We start from the raw sequence: 17,868 nt of genomic DNA, 5'->3' as shown, positions 1-17,868 counted from the left end.
CGCTGGCGTCTCGGCGATGCGCCCGACAGACCGATTCTGGCCGCCAGCGGCCGCGCCGTGTGAGGCGCTCAGCCTAGCGCCGTGCGGCGGCGCGCAGTGCAAGCCGTTTTGCTGCACTGCACATGACGTGCATCAAGCGAGCCGTCGGGGTCGCGCGACAGCGCCGCCGCCGACTCAGAAGCTGGTCCAGTCGTCGCCGGCCGAGGCCGGCGCGACAGCCGCCGGAGCGGGCAAAGCCGGCCGGCTCTTCGTGGTCGGCAGCGGCGCGGGGCGCGCCGGGCGCTGCGGCGCCGTCGTAGTCGGCCGCGCCGCAGCGGCGGGCACGGCGGCCACCGGCGCGGCCTCGCCGGCGCCGAGGCGGAAGACGCTGACCAGCGTGGTCAGCCGCGCGGCCTGCTGGCGCAGGCTCTCGGCGGCCGCGGCGCTCTCTTCGACGAGTGCGGCGTTCTGCTGCGTCGCCTGGTCCAGGCCGCCGACGGCGGTGCTGACCTGGGCGATGCCGGCGGTCTGCTCGGTCGTCGCATGGCCGATCTCGCCGATCAGGTCGGCCACACGCTGCACCTGGGCGACGATCTCGTCCATGGTGCGGCCGGCGTCGCCGACCAGGCGCGAGCCGGCCTCGACCTTTTCGACCGAGCTGCCGATCAGCGACTTGATCTCGCGTGCCGCCTCGGCGGCTCGGTGGGCCAGCGAGCGCACCTCGCCGGCGACGACCGCGAAGCCGCGGCCCTGCTCGCCGGCACGCGCGGCTTCGACGGCGGCGTTGAGCGCCAGGATGTTGGTCTGGAAAGCGATGCCGTCGATGACGCCGGTGATGTCGGCGATGCGGCGCGAGCTGTCGCTGATCTCCTGCATCGTCGAGACCACCGCGCCGACGACCTGGCCGCCCTGGCGCGCCACGCCGCTGGCCGAGCCGGCGAGCTGCGTCGCCTGCTGCGCGGTCTCGGCGTTGTGGCGCACCGAGGCGCTCATCTCGTCCATCGAGGCCGCGGTCTCGGCCAGGTTGGAGGCCTGGGTCTCGGTACGCTGCGACAGGTCGGCGTTGCCGGTGGCGATCTGCGCCGAACCGGTGGCGATCGAATCGGAAGCCGAACGCACCTGGGCGACGATCTGCGCCAGGCTGCGCTGCATCGCGCCCAGCGAAGCCAGCACGCTGCCGGCCGGCGCGTGTTCGGCACCCGGCACCGGACCCAGGTCGCCGTCGGCCACGCGCGAAGCCGCCGCGCCGAGTTCACCCGGCTCGGCCCCCAGCGCCCGCGTGATGCCACGCGTCACCAGGTGGGCCAGCACGCCGGCCAGCAGCATCGCGGCCAGGCCGACACCGACCAGCAGCCAGCGCTGCGCGGCGAACGCGGCGTCGGCCAGCGCGACGTGCTCGGCCGCCAGCTTGTTGCCGTGTTCGACATAGGCGTCGGCGGCGGCGATCAGCCGCGCCAGCAGCGGGCGGCACTGCTCGTCGATGCGGCGGATCGCCTCCTCGCGCCGGCCCGAGGCGCCGAGATCGACGATCGCGCGCGCCACCGGGCCGTACTCGGCCTCGATGCGTTCGATCGTGCTGAAGAGTTCGCGCTCACGCTCGCCGATGTCGTCGGCGGTGGCGAGCGCCTGCTTCAGGCGCGCGAGGTTCTGCTGCACACGCTGGTCGGCCTGGCCGACGGCCGACTTCAGCGCGGCGCGCTCGGTCTCGGAGTCGACGATGACCAGGTCACGGGCGCCGATCGCACGCGCATTGGCCGCATCGAGCACCCGGTTGGAGAGCTGCAGCCGCTGCGCATCCTCGTTGACGTAGCTGGCGAAGACCCGGTAGCTCTTCCACTGGGCATGCAGCGCGAAGCCGCAGACCACGAGCACGAGGGAAGCGAGCGCCCCGAAGCTGACCAGCAGCCGGGTGCGCACGGTGAAAGCGGTGATGTTCATGCCGTTCTTCTTCGAGGATCGAGCCGGCACCCCGGGCGGGGGCGCCTGCGACGATCATCGGGAAGAACAGCGACGGCGGTCGTTGCAAAAGACCGGTTTATCGGCCTTGAAACGCTCCGAAGCGGTCAAATTGCGCGAAAGCGCAATTTCGACCCCACGATCATTTGCGCCCGGTCAGAAGCGGAACAGCGGCCCGAGCGCGTCGAGCGTGTTCTTCAGCACCAGGCCCATCTCGGTGTCGCCTTCCATCACCAGGGCGCGCTCGAAGAACAGGCGGTCGGCGTCGTCCTCGCCGCGCAGCAGGCGCAGGTAGTCGGGCAGCGCGGCGGCGATGCGCAGCGCGACCGGCTTGCTCTGCGGCGCGAGCACGAAGCCGCGTTCGCCGAGCTGCAGCTTCATCGCCAGGCCCAGGTCGGTGACCGCGACCTCGACGCTGCGGCCCGACAGCGCCGCCTTGGCGTCGGCCGGCAGACGCGGCAGCAAGAGCTTGTTCATCGCCAGCGCCAGCACCATGCTGGGCGGCTGCATCGGCAGGCGCTGCACGAGGGGCTTGACCTTGGCGGCAGCCAGCGCGTGCAGCTCGGCCAGTGAGCGCGGCGCGACGAAGGCGTGGGACTTGGTGCTCATGCGGCTTTCCATTCCATGCCGGCGCGACCTTGCGCGTACCCGTTGGCCAGGCCGCCCGGCAGTGCGATGGCCTCGAGTTCACGGCGCGCGGCGGCAGCCGGTGCGCCCTGGTTCATCACCTGCTCGAAGCAGGCAACGACGGTCGTGAAGTGCTGCGAGCAAGGCGACAGCCGCAGACGGCGCACGCCGTTGGCGACGATCTGCTCGCGCTGCTCGATCAGGCAATGCTGCGCCGCGCCCTGGGTCTGGATGCCGTTGAGCACCAGGAAGGGCTTGCCGTCGCTGGTCGACAGCAGCAGGCCGTCCGGGTAGTCCTGGCAGCGGAACTCGCACTGGTCCTTGCTCAGCCGGTGGTGGCGCGCGGTGAAGCAGCGCGCCGAGAACGCCAGCGGCATGCGGCCGAAGCCGAAGGCCTCGGTCGCCACCGGCGTCTCGCCGGCCTTGACCGGGTCGGCGGCCGGGTTGACGCGGCCCATCGCTTCCAGCGGCAGTTCGGCCGGCGCCGTCCAGCGCACGGCGCCGAAACCGGCGTGCTCTTCGAGCGCGGCGCGGCTGTAGACGTTCAGGTGCGGGCCGATCGCGAACGGCACGCCGGCGGGCTCGAGCACCGCCAGCGCCGAGGCGTCGCCGGCTTCGACGAGGTAGTCGCGCTGCTCGGCGATGCGGCGCACGACGCGCAGGTCGGCCTCGGACTCGATCAGGCCCTGCGTCGCGAGCACGATCTCCTTGCCGGCGGCGCGCAGGTCGGCGGCCAGGTCCAGCCAGTCGTCGAGCTTGAACTCGTAGCGGCGCGAGCAGACGACCTCGCCCAGCACGACGGTGTCGGCGGCCGATTCGGCGACGCCGGCATAGAAATCCATCAGCGCCTGGCGCGTCCAGTAGGTCAGCACCGGGCCGACGGTGAGCGAAATGCGTTCGGAACTCATGCTCTTACCGCCACGGGCGGTCCAGGGCGCCGAGGGTGTGCTGCTGGCCTTCGGCAAGGTGGCCCAGCGTGGCGGTCCAGGTCGGCTGCACGCTGAAGCGGTCGGGCGAAGCCTTGGCGGCGTCGATCGCCTGGCGCCAGACCTTGGTCACCTGCTCGGTGTAGGCGGGGCTGCGCTGGCGGCCTTCGATCTTCAGCGCCTTGACGCCCATCTTCATCAGCTCGGGCAGGATGGCCAGCGTGTTCAGGCTGGTCGGCTCCTCGATGGCGTAGTCGCGCTTGCCTTCGACGACGAAGCGGCCCTTGCAGATCGTCGGGTAGCCGCGCGGCTCGTCGGGCGCGTAGTGGTCGATCAGCATGCCGCCCAGGCGCGACTCGACGCCCGTCGGCGTGTCGGTCCAGCGCACCGCCGACGGCGGCGAGCAGACGCCGACGTTGTTCGGTGACTGGCCGGTGGCGTAGGACGACAGCGTGCAGCGGCCTTCGACCATCACGCACAGGCTGCCGAAGGCGAAGCACTCGATCTCGACCGAGGTGTTGCGCAGCACGTGCTGCACCTGCTGCAGCGTCAGCACGCGCGGCAGCACCGCGCGCTGGATGTTGTAGTGGCGCTGGTAGAAGTTGATCGCCTCGTAGCTCGTCGCCGAGGCCTGCACCGACAGGTGCAGACGCAGCTCGGGGTGCGTGCGCGTGGCGTAGGCCATCACCGCGGTGTCGGCGCAGATCAGCGCGTCGGCGCCGAAGTCCACCGCCGTGTCGACCGCGCGGTACCAGGGCGTCACGTCCGCCGACTGGGCGAAGGTGTTCAGCGCCATCAGGACCTTGCGGCCGCGCTTGTGTGCGTAGGCGATGCCCTCTCGGACCTGGGCGTCGTCGAAGTTCAGGCCGGCGAAGTTCCGGGCGTTGGTGGCGTTCTTCAGGCCCAGGTAGACCGTGTCGGCGCCGGCGTCGACGGCCAACTGGAGGGCCCGCAGAGAGCCCGCGGGGCAGACCAGTTCGGGCGCCGCGAAGGGGGGCTGTTGCATGGCGGGCGGAGTCTAGGCGCCGGCTCCGCCGACGGCTTGCGGGACGTCAAGAGCGGTGCGAACCGCGCACCGGCAGACGCCCCGAAACGGCATGGACACCACACCGTCAGCAGGGTCTGCCGACCGCGGCCGGGCGGGCCAAGCGCCACGCGGCGGCCGGCGCAAGCCCCTCGCGCAGCGAACTTGCACTGCATCAAGCGCAGCCGAGTTCTCGCCCGATGGACGCTAGCGGTTGGGTATCGTTCGGCGCCTACACACCATAGCTAGTGTCCACGCGCATGTCAGACGCCGCCCTGCCCCCCTCAGCCGACACCCAGACCGCCCCGCTGGCGGTCATCAAGCGTGAAGGCCGCACCGTCGCCTTCGACCCGTCCAAGATCGAAGACGCGCTGGCGCGTGCCGGCGCCGCCACCGGCGAGTACGACGCCGAACGCGCCGCCGAGCTGACGCGCCAGGTCACCGAGCGCCTGCACCGCCGCGTCACCGGCGTCGAGCAGATCCAGGACGAGGTCGAGCGTGTGCTGCAGGCCGCCGGCCACTTCGACACCGCGCGCGCCTACATCGTCTACCGCGAGCAGCGCCGCGCGCTGCGCCAGGACCGCAGCGTCGCCGTCGACGTCGAGCGCTCGGTCAACGAGTACCTGGCGCGCCAGGACTGGCGCGTCAACGCCAACGCCAACCAGGGCTACTCGCTGGGCGGGCTGATCCTCAACGTCTCGGGCAAGGTCGTCGCCAACTACTGGCTCAACCACGTCTACCCGCCCGAAGTGGGCATCGCCCACCGCGAGGCCGACCTGCACATCCACGACCTGGACATGCTCTCGGGCTACTGCGCCGGCTGGTCGCTGCGCACGCTGCTGCACGAAGGCCTGAACGGCGTGCCGGGCAAGGTCGAGGCAGGCCCGCCCAAGCACCTGTCCAGCGCCGTCGGCCAGATCGTCAACTTCCTGGGCACGCTGCAGAACGAATGGGCCGGCGCCCAGGCCTTCAGCTCCTTCGACACCTACCTCGCGCCCTTCATCCGCAAGGACGGGCTGAGCTACGACCAGGTGCGCCAGAGCCTGCAGGAGCTGATCTACAACCTGAACGTGCCGTCGCGCTGGGGCACGCAGACGCCGTTCACCAACCTCACCTTCGACTGGACCTGCCCCGAGGACCTGCGCGAGCAGGTGCCGGTGATCGGCGGCCGGGAGATGCCGTTCGCCTACGGCGATCTCCAGGCCGAGATGGACATGATCAACCGCGCCTACATCGACGTGATGATGGAAGGCGACGCCAAGGGCCGCTCGTTCACCTTCCCGATCCCGACCTACAACATCACCAGCGACTTCGACTGGGAGCACCCGAACACGCTGCCGCTGTTCGAGATGACGGCCAAGTACGGCCTGCCGTACTTCCAGAACTTCCTGAACTCGGACCTGCAGCCGAACATGGTGCGCTCGATGTGCTGCCGGCTGCAGCTGGACCTGCGCGAGCTTCTGAAGCGCGGCAACGGCCTGTTCGGCTCGGCCGAGCAGACCGGCTCGCTGGGCGTGGTGACGATCAACTGCGCCCGCCTGGGTTATCTGCACGCCGGCGACGAAGCCGGCCTGCTGGCGCGCACCGACCGCCTGATCGACATCGCGCGCACCAGCCTGGAGATCAAGCGCAAGGTCATCCAGGGCCACATCGACAGCGGCCTGTTCCCGTACACCAAGCGCTACCTCGGCACGCTGCGCAACCACTTCTCGACGATCGGCGTGAACGGGATCAACGAGATGATCCGCAACTTCACGGCCGACCGCCACGACATCACCTCGCCCGAGGGCCACGCGATGGCGGTGCGCTACCTGGACCACATCCGCGCGCGCATCGTCGAACTGCAGGAGGAGACCGGCCACCTCTACAACCTGGAGGCGACGCCGGCCGAAGGCACGACCTACCGCTTCGCCAAGGAAGACAGGAAGCGCCTGCCCGGCATCCTGCAGGCCGGCACGGCCGAGCGCCCGTACTACACGAACTCCTCGCAGCTGCCGGTGGGCTTCACGACCGACCCCTTCGAGGCGCTGGAGCGCCAGGAGGAACTGCAGCGCAAGTACACCGGCGGCACCGTGCTGCACCTGTACCTGGGGGAGCGCGTCTCGTCGGCACGCGCCTGCCGCGACCTGGTGCGGCGTTCGCTCGAACGCTACCGGCTGCCCTACATCACGGTGACGCCGACCTTCTCGATCTGCCCGAAACACGGCTACCTCGCCGGCGAGCACGCGTTCTGCCCCAAGTGCGACGAGGAAGCCCTGGCACGCAAGGCCGCCAAGGCCGCACGCGCCGCCCCGGCCGCCTGACGGCCCGACCACCACAAAGGAAGAGCATGAGCCACAGCCAGACCCCCCTCGTCCACCCGCAGCTCGAAGAGCACGAACGCACCCGCTGCGAAGTCTGGACGCGCGTGATGGGCTACCACCGTCCGATGGCCTCGTTCAACATCGGCAAGCAAGGCGAGTTCCTCGAACGCCGCTACTTCGACGAGCCGGGCCGCCCGGCCGCCGCGGCCGACGTCACGGCCACCGTCGAGTGTGGCTGCGCCTGAGGCCCTGGCGATCGGCGGCTTCCAGCCGCTGAGCACGAGCGACTGGCCCGACCGCCTCGCGGCGGTCGTCTTCGTTCAGGGCTGCCCCTGGCGCTGCGTCTACTGCCACAACCCGGCGCTGCAGCCGCGTGACGGCGCCGCCGGCCCGGCCTGGGACGAAGTCGTCGCGACGCTGGCGCGCCGCCGCGGGCTGCTCGACGGCGTCGTCTTCAGCGGCGGCGAGCCGACGCTGGACCCGGCGCTGCCCGAGGCCGTGGCCACCGCGCGCGGCCTGGGTTTCGCCGTCGGCCTGCACAGCGCCGGCATCTACCCGAAGAAGCTGGAGGCGCTGCTGCCGGCGCTTGACTGGGTCGGCCTGGACCTGAAGACCGACCTCGCCGGCCACGACGCGCTGACCGGCCGCCCGTGCAGCGGCGCGCCGGTGCACGAGGCGCTGGCCGCCGTCGTCGCCAGCGGCGTCGACCACGAGGTGCGCACCACCTACCACCCGGCGCTGCAGTCCGACGAGACGCTGGCCAGGATGGCGCTGACGCTGAAGCGCGCCGGCGCGAAACGCTGGGTGCTGCAGCAGTGGCACCCGCGCGACGGCACGCCGGGTTTCGAGCAGCCCTGGCACTGGCCCGAGCCGGCGGTGCTGGCCTGGCTGCGCGAACTCGGCCCCGAGCTCGCGCTGCGCTGATCAGGCCGGCGCGGCGGCCTTCTTGCGCGCGGCAGTCTTCTTCGCCGCCGGCTTGGCGGCTGTCTTGGCCGCCGTGCGCTTGCGCGCCGGCGCCTTGGCCGGCAGCAGCGAACGCAGGATGGCCTCGCAGTCGCCGGGCGTCATCACGCGCGGCACCGGGTAGTTGGCGTCGGCTTCGCGGCAGGCGGCCTGGGCGAGCTTGGGGATGTCGGCGGCACGCAGCGCCTCGACCGTCCCCGGGATGCCGATGCGCCGGTTCAGCTCGGCCACCGCGTCGATGAACTTGTGCGCCAGCGTCGTGTCGCCGTCGTCAGGCGCACCGACCCCGGAGCGCCGCGCCAGCGCCGCCAGCCGCGGCTCGCAGTTCGGCGCCGAGAAGCGCAGCACCGCCGGCAGCACGATCGCATTGGCCAGCCCGTGCGGCACGTGGTACAGGCCGCCCAACTGGTGCGCGATCGCGTGCACGTTGCCGACGTTGGCGCGTGTGAAGGCCAGGCCGGCGTAGGTCGAGGCCAAGGCCATGCGCTCGCGCGCGACGAGGTCGCGACCGTCGGTGACGGCGCGCTCCAACTGCTCGAAGACCATGCCGACCGCGGCCAGCGCCCAGCGGTCGGTGGTGTCGGTGCACCAATCGCCGATGTAGGCCTCGACGGCGTGCGTCAGCGCGTCCATGCCGGTGGCCGCGGTGATCGCCGGCGGCAGGCCGACCATCAGCTGCGGGTCCAGCGCCGCCATGCGCGGCACCAGGCGCGTGTCGGCGACGACCAGCTTGCGCTGCGCCTTCGGGTCGGAGATCACCGCGGCGACGGTGACCTCGCTGCCGGTGCCGGCGGTGGTTGGCACTGCATACAACGGCAGCGGGCCGTGCAGGCCCTTGAAGTAGCCGACCAGCGCCCGCGGCGGCTTGCCGTTGGCCACCGCCAGGCCGATGACCTTGGCCGCGTCCATCACCGAGCCGCCGCCGAAGGCGACGATCGCGTCGCAGCCTTCGTCGCGCAGCAGCGTGATGCCGGCCTCGATGACCGGGATCGGCGCGTCGGGCTCGACGCGGTCGAAGACCACGACCTCGGTGCCCGCCGCGGCCAGCGCGGCGCGCAAGGGTTCGGCCAGGCCGAGCTTCATCACCGTCGCGTCGGTGACCAGCATGACCTTCCGATGGGTGAAATCCCCGATCGCCTGGCCGAGCTTGGCGCTCGCTCCCGGCCCTACGATCAAGAGGGGCTGCGGTATCGGCAGCCGCTTCGTCACCAGGCCTGCCGCCTGCTTCAGCTTGGGCAGCCCGACGCTGCGGGCCATGTCCCCGATCAAGTTGGCCATCTCGTCAACCCTCCACCATGCCCGTTCCGGGTCCACTCTGGCGCGAACAACGTATGAAGAGCGTGATCGGCATCAGCCTCGGCGCAGCCGCGCAGGACTTCGACTTCCGCACCACGCTGCTCGGCCAGCCCTTGCGCGTGCGGCGCATCGGCACCGACGGCGACGACGCGGTCGCGGCCCGCCGCCTGGCCTACTGGGACCGTCGCGCCGCCGCGATCGGCATCGGCGCCGGGCCCGACGCACGCAGCGTCGGCGCGACCACCGGCGGTGCCGAGCTGGCCGCCACGCTGAAGCACGCGCCCTGCACCACCGGCGACCACCTGGCCGAAATCTATCTCGAATGGGCGCTGCGCCACGTGCAGGCCGATCTCGGGCGCTACTTCGACAACGCGCTGGTGCTGTTCTTCTCCGGCGTCGCCAACCGCAAGCTGGCCTCGGCGATGGCCGAGTTCACGCCCAACCTGTTCTTCGCCGACCCGCTGCTGCAGCTGGGCGTGCCCAAGCTGCTGACCTCGCTGGACGCGCTGTCGCTGTACGCCACCGGCTCGCACTACGTCGCCGGCTGGGCGCCCAAGCGCCTGCCGAGCACGGCGCTGCTGGAACGCTGGACCGACCACGTGCTGCGCCAGGCGATGAAGAAGGCCACCGTCATCGTCGCGCCGGTGCACGAGCTCGACCGCTTCGGCACCGAGGAGCTGGCCGGCAAGACGATCGTCACCGCGACCGTCAACGACGCGCGGCTGGAAGCCTTCCGCGAGAAGGGCGTGGCGATGGTCGTCGACGCCTCCCCGGTGGTACAGGGCCACGTGCTCGGCCACGAGCTGCTCGACGCGATGATCCTCGCGGCCACCGGCAAGGCGCCGGGCACGCTGTACGACGACGACTACCTCGAGCTGATCCAGACCCTGGATGCGCGCCCGCGCGTGCTCTATCCCAACGGTTACCAGCGCAAGAACCGCTTCGCCTTCGTCATCCACCCGCTGTCGCAGGAGTACTTCAAGAAGGTCAAGCCGATCGAGATGCTGTCCAAGGTCTCGCCGCCGCTCTTGATGGACTCGCTGGAAAAGGCGATGGCCTACGCGCCGCCTTTCGTCTACTCGAAGATCGAGGGCATCCGCTCGCCGACCGGCGCCGAGGCCGAGGGCTGGCTGATCTCGGTGGGCGGCACGCCGCGCGAGATCATGAGCCACCCGCCGGAGTTCACCTACCGCCGGCTGCTCGCCGCCGCCGAGATGGCGCGCAAGCTCGGCGCGCAGATCATGGGCCTGGGCGCGTTCACCAAGGTCGTCGGCGACGCCGGCGCGACGGTGGCGCGGCGCGCGACGCTGCCGATCACCACCGGCAACAGCTACAGCGCCTCGGGCGCGCTGTGGGCGGCGCACGACGCGCTGCTGCGGCTGAGGCTCGTCGAGCCGCCCAAGGGCGACGAACGCGTGAAGTTCAAGGCCATGGTCGTCGGCGCCACCGGCGCCATCGGCTCGGCCTGCGCGCGGCTGCTGGTGCGCGCCGCCGAGGAGGTGACGCTGGTCTCGCCCGAAACCGCCAAGCTGCTGGCGCTGCAGGAGTCCATCCTGCGCCAAACGCCCGACGCGAAGATCGTGCTCAGCGCCAAGGCCGACACGCACGTCGCCGAGATGGACATGATCGTCACCGCGACCTCGGGCGCCGGCAAGAAGGTGCTGGACATCATGAAGGTCAAGCCCGGCTGCGTGATCACCGACGTCGCGCGGCCGCTGGACCTGTCGCCCGAGGACGTGGCCAAGCGCCCCGACGTGCTGGTCATCGAGTCCGGCGAGATCCAGCTGCCCGGCCAGGTGAAGATGAAGAACATCGGCCTGCCGCCCGGCGTGGCCTACGCCTGCCTGGCCGAGACCATCGTGCTGGCGCTGGAAGGCCGCTTCGAGAACTTCACCGTCGGCCGCGCGATCGAGTGGGAGAAGGTGCGCGAGATCTACAAGCTGGGCTTGAAGCACGGCATGAAGCTGGCCGCGATCTCCGGCGTCAACGGCGTCATCACCGAGCGCGACATCGCCCGCGTGCGCCGGCTGGCCCTGGCGGCGCGCAAGCGCCAGGGCGAGGCCGCCTCGGCCCCCGCGGCCCGGCCCAAGCGGCGTGCCAAGGCCGCCGAAGCGCCGGCGCCGGAACCCGCCGCCCGCCCGGCGGCGAAGAACGGCGCCCGCACGCGGCGCGCGCCCGCCGCCCCGGCGGCGAAGCAGCCGGCGCTGAACGGCGCCGCCCGGCGCGCGCGCGTGCGCAGCGAACCGGTCGCCTGATCCGACGCCGGCCGAGGGCCGGCACGGGCATGGGCCTTGCCCCGGAGGGCCATGACCCTCGATTCCGCAGGCCTTAGCCGGTGAGCGCCGCGCGCCTTCCGCCCAGCCGCTCGTTCTGCGGCCTGGCCGCCGGCCGGCCGCGGGCACCACACCGCGCCGCCGCGGCCCGACGCCCGCCGCCCTGGCGGGTGACGCCGCGTGCGCCGCGCCCGCCGGCACGCTGACCGGCAGCGCGGCACGGCCGCCACCGGCGTCGGCCAACGGCCTCTTCCTACACGGCATGGCGGCTGCGCCTGCGGACACTGGCGGCGGACTTGTTGCCCGCTTCGCCCCGATGAAGAGCCCGCCGTCGATCCGTGTCCTGACCGTCAACACGCACAAGGGATTCAACGCCCTGAACCGCCGCTTCGTGTTGCACGAGCTGCGCGACGCGGTGCGCGCCGTCGACGCCGACCTCGTCTTCCTGCAGGAGGTGCAGGGCACGCACCGCCGCCATTCGGAGGGCGTCGCACGCTGGCCGCAGGCGCCGCACTACGAGTTCATCGCCGACCAGCTGTGGCCGCAGTTCGCCTACGGCCGCAACGCCGTCTACCCGCACGGCGACCACGGCAACGCGCTGCTGTCCAAGTACCCGATCGTCGCCCACAGCAACCACGACGTCTCGATCGACGGCCACGAGGCGCGCGGGCTGCTGCACTGCACGCTGCGCCTGCCGGCCGACGGCGCGCTGGTGCACGCGGTCTGCGTGCACCTGGGGCTGAGCGAGGCGCACCGCAGCCGCCAGCTCGAGCACCTGTGCGCGCTGGTGCGCCGCGAGGTGCCCGACGGCGCGCCGCTGGTCGTCGCCGGCGACTTCAACGACTGGCGCGACCGCGCCCACCCGGTGCTCGAGCGCGGCCTGGGTCTGCACGAGGTGTTCGTGAAGGCGCACGGGCGTTCGGCACGCACCTTCCCGGCGCGATTCCCGCTGCTGCGCCTGGACCGCATCTACGTGCGCAACACGCGCGGCCACCGGCCGCTGCCGCTGCCGCGGCGGCCCTGGGCGCATCTGTCGGACCACGCGCCGCTGGCCGCGGAGATCGCGCTGTGAAGCGGCGGCCGCGCTGGCAGGACGGCAACGCCGTCGAGCTGCTCGAAAACGGCGAGGCCTTCTTCCCGGCCGTCTTCGACGCCATCCGCAACGCCCGCCACGAGGTGCTGCTGGAGACCTTCATCCTGTTCGAGGACAAGGTCGGGCTGGCGCTGCACGCGGCGCTGCTGGAGGCCGCGCAGCGCGGTGTGCAGGTCGACGTGATGGTCGACGGCTTCGGCTCGCCGGACCTTTCGCCCGAGTTCACCGGCTCGCTGCGCGCCGCCGGCGTGCGCCTGCGCAGCTTCGATCCCAGCTGGCGGCTGTTCGGCAAGCGTTTCAACGTGCTGCGCCGCATGCACCGCAAGATCGTCGTCGTCGACGGCGAGACGGCTTTCGTCGGCGGCATCAACTACTCGGCCGACCACCTCGCCGACTACGGGCCGGAGGCCAAACAGGACTACTCGGTGCGGCTGCGCGGGCCGGTCGTCGAGACGATCCGCCAGTTCGCGATCGGCGCGATCCGCGGCGGCACACGCGGCGAGCCGCCGGTGCAGCGGCCGCGGCTGCCGCCGCCGCGCGCCGAGGGGCCGGTGCAGGCGATGCTCGTCACGCGCGACAACCTCGAGCACCGCGCCGACATCGAACGCCAGTACCGCGCCGCGCTGCGCGCCGCACGCCACAGCGTGATCATCGCCAACGCCTATTTCTTCCCCGGCTGGCGCTTCCTGAAGGAACTGCGCCGCGCGGCCAGGCGCGGCGTCGTCGTGCGTCTGATCCTTCAGGGCACGCCCGACATGCCGATCGTGAAGACCGCCGCCGGCCTGCTCTACGACCACCTGCTGCGCGACGGCGTGCACATCCACGAGTACTGCGACCGGCCGATGCACGGCAAGGTGGCGGTGGTCGACGAGGACTGGGCGACGGTGGGCTCGAGCAACCTCGACCCGCTGAGCCTGTCGCTGAATCTGGAAGCCAACGTCATCCTGCGCGACCGCGGCTTCGCCGCGCAGCTGCGCGAGCGGCTGCAACACCTGATCCGCCACAGCTGCGAGGAGGTGCAGCCCGAGCCGACGCCGCGCTGGCGCTTGTGGGTGCGCATGCGCAGCTACTTCGTGCTGCGTTTCGCCCAGCGCTTCCCGCTCTGGGCGCGCGTGCTGCCGGCGCACCGGCCGACGCTGGAACTCGTCGAGGCGCCGCCCGGCGCTGCACCGGCGCCGGCCGAACGCGCCGACGAGGCGCGGGGCCTGCATGTCGGATGAGGCGGCGGCGCCCGCCCCCGCCACGCCTGTGCGCTGGGCGCGTGCCCGACGCTGGCTCGGCATCGCCTTCGTCGTCGCCGTCGGTGCGCTCGTCGCCAACGTCGCGCGCTCGATGGACTGGGGCGCGGCCTGGCACGCGCTGCAGCGCGTCGAGCCGGCGACGCTCGCGCTCGCCGCGGCGCTGGCGGCGGCCAGCCACGCGCTCTACGCCACCTACGACCTGATCGGCCGCCACCTGACCGGCCACGGCCTGGCCGCGCCCCGCGTGGCCGCGGTCGGCTTCATCTCCTACGCCTTCAACCTCAACCTGGGCGCGCTGGTCGGCGGTTTCGCGCTGCGCTACAAGCTCTACGGCAAGCTCGGGCTGGCACCCGGCGTCGTGACGCGCGTGCTGGGCTACAGCCTGCTGACCAACTGGCTGGGCTACTTCGTGCTCGGCGGCACGGTGCTGCTGCTGCGGCCGCCGGCGCTGCCGCCGGACTGGGAGCTGGGCCGCAGCGCGCTGCGGCTGCTGGGCGGCGCACTGCTGCTGGCCGCGGCGGGCTACGTGTCGCTCTGCGCCTTCGCGCGCCGGCGCAGCTGGCGGCTGCGCGGCCACGAGCTGGTGCTGCCGCCGCTCGGCATCGCGCTGCTGCAGCTGGCGATGTCGGCGACGAACTGGGCGCTGATCGCCGGCGTCTGCCACGTGCTGCTGGGGCGCACGCTGCCCTACCCCGACGTGCTGACGGCGCTGCTGCTGGCGGCAGTCGCCGGCGTCGTGACGCATCTGCCGGCCGGGCTGGGCGTCATCGAGGCGGTGTTCGTCGCGCTGCTCGGCGCGCGGCTGGGCCAGGGCCCGGTGCTGGCGGCCCTGCTGGCCTACCGCGCCGTCTACTACCTCGCGCCGCTGGCGCTGGCGACGGCGCTGTACTTCGCGCTCGAAGCACGCGGCCGGCACAAGGCGGCCGCCGCGCACTGAGTGCGCGACCGCTTCGGGCGGAGTTCCCGAGCAATCCGCTGCAGCAGTTGCCCGCTGGCCACAGCGCCGACGCGGCTTCTCCAAGGGCACGGCCTTTGCGATTTATTCAATTCCACCGGCTTTGCGCTGTGTCAGACCGTGACACGGGGGCGGCGACTGGAATCCGTCTGTCGTCTGGACTGATTCCAGATCGCCCGGTGCCCGACCCGCCGTCCCGGCCACCGGCAACTCCCCTCGGACGGACAGAGGAGAAGCAATGCGCATTCGTTGGACCCCGGTCGCTCTGGCTGCCGCCAGCGTCCTGGTCATCGGCGCGGCCGTCGCCCAGAGCCAGGAGCCGATCCAGCCGATCGTGCCCCCGCAGCAGGTGAACCTGGGCATGGTGGAACTGGGCAAGAAGCTGTACTTCGATCCGCGACTCTCGAAGTCGGGTTTCATTTCCTGCAACTCGTGCCACAACCTGTCGATGGGCGGCACCGACAACATCCCGACCTCGATCGGCGACCGCTGGCAGCAAGGCCCGATCAACGCGCCGACGGTGCTGAACTCCAGCCTCAACGTCGCCCAGTTCTGGGACGGCCGCGCGGCCGACCTGAAGGCGCAGGCTGGCGGCCCGATCGCCAACCCCGGCGAGATGGCGTTCACGCACACGCTGGCGCTCGGCGTGCTCGAGTCGATCCCGGCCTACCAGCGCGAGTTCAAGCAGGTCTTCGGCAAGGACAAGATCGACATCGACCAGGTCACGACGGCGATCGCCGAGTTCGAGAAGACGCTGGTGACGCCGAACTCGCGTTTCGACCAGTGGCTGCTGGGCAAGAAGGACGCGCTGTCGGCCGACGAGCAGGCCGGCTACAAGCTGTTCAAGGAGAGCGGCTGCGTCGGCTGCCACAACGGCCCGGCCGTCGGCGGCAACTCGTTCCAGAAGATGGGCGTCGTCGCGCCGTACCAGGCGAGCAGCCCGGCGCAGGGCCGCGTCGCGGTGACCGGCAAGGACGCCGACCGCTTCAACTTCAAGGTGCCGACGCTGCGCAACGTCGAGATGACCTACCCGTACTTCCACGACGGCGCGGCGAACACGCTGACCGAAGCCGTGGACGTCATGGGCCGGCTTCAGCTGGGCAAGAAGTTCACGCCCGACGAGAACGCCAAGATCGTCTCCTTCCTGAAGACGCTGACCGGCGACCAGCCGAGCTTCACGCTGCCGATCCTGCCGCCGTCCAGCGACAAGACCCCGCGCCCGCACCCGTTCAAGTGACAGCCGTCGCCTGAGCACCGGCCCCGCCGCCTGCTGGCCGCGGGGCCGCTTCTTTTTGGTGGATCGCTTCGCGTTCGCGGCGTGATACTGGCCGTCGGCCGCATCACGCGGCTTCAGACGGAGACCGCATGCCCCAGCCCGGCCCCCATGCCGCCGATGCCCGCTGCTCGATCTGCGCCGACGGCGAGGCCTTCGGCGCGCCGCTGGCGTTCGCGTTCCAGCCCATCGTCGACCTGGGCTCGCGCACGGTGTTCGCGCACGAGGCGCTGGTGCGCGGCCCGGCCGGCGAACCGGCGGCCACGGTGCTGGCCCAGGTCGACGACCGCAACCGCTACGCCTTCGACCAGCGCTGCCGGCGCGACGCGATCGCCGCCGCGGCCCGCCTGGGATTGAGCGAGCGGCTGTCGATCAACTTCATGCCCAACGCGATCTACCGCGCCTCGGCCTGCATCCAGGCGACGCTGCGCGCGGCCGGCGCCTGCGGCTTCCCGCTCGAACGCATCATGTTCGAGATCACCGAGACCGAACGCGTGAACGACGTCGCGCACCTGGTCGAGATCGTCACCGAGTACAAGCGGCTGGGCTTCCTGACCGCGCTCGACGACTTCGGCGCCGGCTACTCGGGGCTCAACCTGCTGGCCGCCTTCGAGCCCGACATCGTCAAGCTCGACATGGAACTCACGCGCGCGCTGGACGCCCGGCCGCGCTCGCGCACGATCGTGCAGTCGCTGCAGCGCCTGTGCGAGGAACTGGGCATCACCGTCATCGCCGAAGGTGTCGAGACGCCCGGCGAACGCGACGCGCTGCTCGACTGCGGCATCACGCTGATGCAGGGCTGGCTGTTCGCGCGCCCGGCTTTCGACGCGCTGGCGCAGCCTCAGGCCGAAGCCTGGGGCGCGTAGCGGCCCGGCCGCAGACCGAGGCCGAAAGCGGCACCGGCGGCCGCGAACAGCAGCCCGGCCGCAAGTCCGAGTGCATGCTGCGACACCAGGACCGGCGCGCCGATCAGCGCCGCGGTCGCCGCCGCGGGCCCGGACACGAGCTCGGCCAGCACCTTGGCCACCGCCAGAACGCCGACAAGCCGCACGACGGGGGCCTGACGCCGGTCGGCGGCCAGCAACAGCGCCAGGCCGTGCAACGCACCCGACAGGCCGACGGCCCAGGCGTGGCGCAGCAGCAAGTGCTCGCCGAGCATCGTCGTCGTGGCCAGCAGCGGCAGCGTCACCAGCAGCGCGCTGCGCGTGCTGCGTCTGGCCAGGGCGAGCAGCAGCACCAGGGCGCCGAGGTCCAGCGCCCAGTGCGCGGCATTGGTGTGCACGAAGCCACCGGTCACCAGCCGCCACCACTGACCGGCCTCGACCGCGGCACGTTGGTAACCCAGCGCCTCGGGGCCGGCGACGGTCGCCGCCGCCGAGGCGGCGAGCCAGGCGAGCAGCAGGGCCGCGTTCACCGCCCGGCGCGCCGCACGGCGGCCGCCAGCGCCAGCACCAGCAGCGCGCTCCAGTGCAGCGCGCCGCCGCCGCCGCCGCCGCCACCGCCGTCGCCGTCGCCGCTGGTGCTCTGCGAGCCCGCTGCGCCGACCTTCAGCGTGACGCTGACCTGGGTCGCGTCGGACGTGCTGGCATCGGCCTGGTCGCTGACCGCCAGCACGACGGTGTAGCTGCCTTCTACCGGGCTGGGCCAGCTCAGGACCTTGTCGCTGAGCGTCATGCCCGCGGGCCCGCTGACCAGCGTGAAGTAGACCGTGTCGCCGTCGGCGTCGCTGCCGCTCAGCGTGGTGCTGAACGCCGACCCGGCGGTCGCCGTCCAGCTGCTGGGCAGATCCGCGGTCGGCGGGTTGTTGACGCTGACGGTCCAGGTGCTGGAGCCGGTCTGCCCGGAGGCCGAGCTGACGACGACCTGGAAGACCATCGGCGTGCCCTTGGTCGCCGGGGCGGTGAACGACAAGGTCGACGTCGCGGCGCCGCGCAGCGTGACGGCGGGGCCGGAGAGCTG

General features: G+C 71.8%; 15 protein-coding genes and 1 pseudogene. 9 read left to right on the top strand and 7 right to left on the bottom strand.

What is annotated here, in order from left to right:
- Positions 1 to 174 precede the first annotated feature (174 nt).
- From RGE_RS01895 to ubiU, 4 genes are all read right to left on the bottom strand, one after another.
- The gene (locus RGE_RS01895) at positions 175 to 1,917 is read right to left on the bottom strand and encodes a methyl-accepting chemotaxis protein (protein WP_014426608.1); all 1,743 of its coding nucleotides are present in this window, start codon (positions 1,915 to 1,917) and stop codon (positions 175 to 177) included.
- A 174-nt stretch (positions 1,918 to 2,091) separates the two neighbouring features.
- Positions 2,092 to 2,544 carry a ubiquinone anaerobic biosynthesis accessory factor UbiT gene (gene ubiT, locus RGE_RS01890; RefSeq protein WP_014426607.1) on the bottom strand — a complete coding sequence of 151 codons (453 nt, stop codon included), beginning with the start codon at positions 2,542 to 2,544 and terminating at the stop codon, positions 2,092 to 2,094.
- Entirely contained in the window at positions 2,541 to 3,470 is a 930-nt protein-coding gene (locus tag RGE_RS01885) for a U32 family peptidase (protein WP_014426606.1), read from the bottom strand. Before RGE_RS01885 ends, ubiT begins: the two co-directional genes overlap by 4 nt.
- Positions 3,471 to 3,474: 4 nt before the next feature.
- Positions 3,475 to 4,494: a ubiquinone anaerobic biosynthesis protein UbiU gene (gene ubiU / locus RGE_RS01880; protein WP_014426605.1), complete on the bottom strand. Its 1,020-nt coding sequence runs from the start codon at positions 4,492 to 4,494 to the stop codon at positions 3,475 to 3,477.
- Between the two features lie 278 nt (positions 4,495 to 4,772).
- Between ubiU and RGE_RS01875 the strand changes: the two genes are divergently transcribed.
- Genes RGE_RS01875 through RGE_RS01865 form a run of 3 tightly spaced genes read left to right on the top strand, consistent with a single transcriptional unit; the run spans position 4,773 to position 7,739 of the window.
- Positions 4,773 to 6,815: a ribonucleoside triphosphate reductase gene (locus RGE_RS01875; protein ID WP_014426604.1), complete on the top strand. Its 2,043-nt coding sequence runs from the start codon at positions 4,773 to 4,775 to the stop codon at positions 6,813 to 6,815.
- Positions 6,816 to 6,841: 26 nt separating this feature from the next.
- Entirely contained in the window at positions 6,842 to 7,060 is a 219-nt protein-coding gene (gene nrdD / locus RGE_RS01870) for an anaerobic ribonucleoside-triphosphate reductase (RefSeq protein ID WP_014426603.1), read from the top strand.
- The gene (locus RGE_RS01865; RefSeq protein WP_014426602.1) at positions 7,047 to 7,739 is read left to right on the top strand and encodes an anaerobic ribonucleoside-triphosphate reductase activating protein; all 693 of its coding nucleotides are present in this window, start codon (positions 7,047 to 7,049) and stop codon (positions 7,737 to 7,739) included. Before nrdD ends, RGE_RS01865 begins: the two co-directional genes overlap by 14 nt.
- On the opposite strand, the gene RGE_RS01860 is transcribed toward RGE_RS01865, so the two are convergent.
- Positions 7,740 to 9,035, bottom strand: a complete 1,296-nt coding sequence (locus RGE_RS01860) for an iron-containing alcohol dehydrogenase (protein WP_043784499.1) — start codon at positions 9,033 to 9,035, stop codon at positions 7,740 to 7,742.
- Between the two features lie 74 nt (positions 9,036 to 9,109).
- Here RGE_RS01860 and RGE_RS01855 point away from each other — a divergent pair, with 74 nt between their 5' ends.
- From RGE_RS01855 to RGE_RS01830, 6 genes are all read left to right on the top strand, one after another.
- A complete protein-coding gene (locus tag RGE_RS01855) occupies positions 9,110 to 11,329 on the top strand; it encodes a dehydrogenase (protein ID WP_014426600.1) in 2,220 nt (739 codons plus the stop codon).
- Positions 11,330 to 11,663: 334 nt separating this feature from the next.
- Positions 11,664 to 12,419, top strand: a complete 756-nt coding sequence (locus RGE_RS01850; protein ID WP_014426599.1) for an endonuclease/exonuclease/phosphatase family protein — start codon at positions 11,664 to 11,666, stop codon at positions 12,417 to 12,419.
- Positions 12,416 to 13,660, top strand: coding sequence for a cardiolipin synthase ClsB (clsB, locus tag RGE_RS01845; RefSeq protein WP_014426598.1), 1,245 nt, complete (start codon positions 12,416 to 12,418; stop codon positions 13,658 to 13,660). Before RGE_RS01850 ends, clsB begins: the two co-directional genes overlap by 4 nt.
- Positions 13,661 to 13,688: 28 nt before the next feature.
- Complete coding sequence (locus RGE_RS01840; RefSeq protein ID WP_014426597.1) at positions 13,689 to 14,618, top strand: lysylphosphatidylglycerol synthase domain-containing protein; 930 nt, start codon at positions 13,689 to 13,691, stop codon at positions 14,616 to 14,618.
- Positions 14,619 to 14,874: 256 nt separating this feature from the next.
- Positions 14,875 to 15,873: a cytochrome-c peroxidase gene (locus RGE_RS01835; RefSeq protein WP_014426596.1), complete on the top strand. Its 999-nt coding sequence runs from the start codon at positions 14,875 to 14,877 to the stop codon at positions 15,871 to 15,873.
- 128 nt (positions 15,874 to 16,001) lie between these two features.
- The gene (locus RGE_RS01830) at positions 16,002 to 16,775 is read left to right on the top strand and encodes an EAL domain-containing protein (protein WP_014426595.1); all 774 of its coding nucleotides are present in this window, start codon (positions 16,002 to 16,004) and stop codon (positions 16,773 to 16,775) included.
- On the opposite strand, the gene rrtA is transcribed toward RGE_RS01830, so the two are convergent.
- Positions 16,751 to 17,323 (bottom strand): rhombosortase, encoded by a 573-nt coding sequence (gene rrtA, locus RGE_RS23900; RefSeq protein ID WP_014426594.1) that lies wholly within the window; start codon positions 17,321 to 17,323, stop codon positions 16,751 to 16,753. The genes RGE_RS01830 and rrtA overlap by 25 nt on opposite strands.
- Positions 17,320 to 17,862: pseudogene (locus RGE_RS23895) on the bottom strand (putative Ig domain-containing protein); the annotation flags it as partial. The pseudogene RGE_RS23895 and the gene rrtA, both read right to left, overlap by 4 nt.
- Positions 17,863 to 17,868 lie beyond the last annotated feature (6 nt).

The organism is Rubrivivax gelatinosus IL144 (assembly GCF_000284255.1).
Taxonomy (GTDB): domain Bacteria; phylum Pseudomonadota; class Gammaproteobacteria; order Burkholderiales; family Burkholderiaceae_C; genus Rubrivivax; species Rubrivivax gelatinosus_A.
Note: the sequence above shows the minus strand (reverse complement) of the source record. Positions and strands in the feature narration are given on the sequence as shown.

Coding starts and splice junctions, on each gene's coding strand:
- ubiT (WP_014426607.1), bottom strand. CDS start 2,544: ATGAGCACCAAGTCCCACGCCTTCGTCGCGCCGCGCTCACTGGCCGAG.
- ubiU (WP_014426605.1), bottom strand. CDS start 4,494: ATGCAACAGCCCCCCTTCGCGGCGCCCGAACTGGTCTGCCCCGCGGGC.
- RGE_RS01830 (WP_014426595.1), top strand. CDS start 16,002: ATGCCCCAGCCCGGCCCCCATGCCGCCGATGCCCGCTGCTCGATCTGC.
- nrdD (WP_014426603.1), top strand. CDS start 6,842: ATGAGCCACAGCCAGACCCCCCTCGTCCACCCGCAGCTCGAAGAGCAC.
- RGE_RS01875 (WP_014426604.1), top strand. CDS start 4,773: ATGTCAGACGCCGCCCTGCCCCCCTCAGCCGACACCCAGACCGCCCCG.
- RGE_RS01850 (WP_014426599.1), top strand. CDS start 11,664: ATGAAGAGCCCGCCGTCGATCCGTGTCCTGACCGTCAACACGCACAAG.
- RGE_RS01855 (WP_014426600.1), top strand. CDS start 9,110: ATGAAGAGCGTGATCGGCATCAGCCTCGGCGCAGCCGCGCAGGACTTC.
- RGE_RS01895 (WP_014426608.1), bottom strand. CDS start 1,917: ATGAACATCACCGCTTTCACCGTGCGCACCCGGCTGCTGGTCAGCTTC.
- RGE_RS01885 (WP_014426606.1), bottom strand. CDS start 3,470: ATGAGTTCCGAACGCATTTCGCTCACCGTCGGCCCGGTGCTGACCTAC.
- RGE_RS01835 (WP_014426596.1), top strand. CDS start 14,875: ATGCGCATTCGTTGGACCCCGGTCGCTCTGGCTGCCGCCAGCGTCCTG.
- RGE_RS01860 (WP_043784499.1), bottom strand. CDS start 9,035: ATGGCCCGCAGCGTCGGGCTGCCCAAGCTGAAGCAGGCGGCAGGCCTG.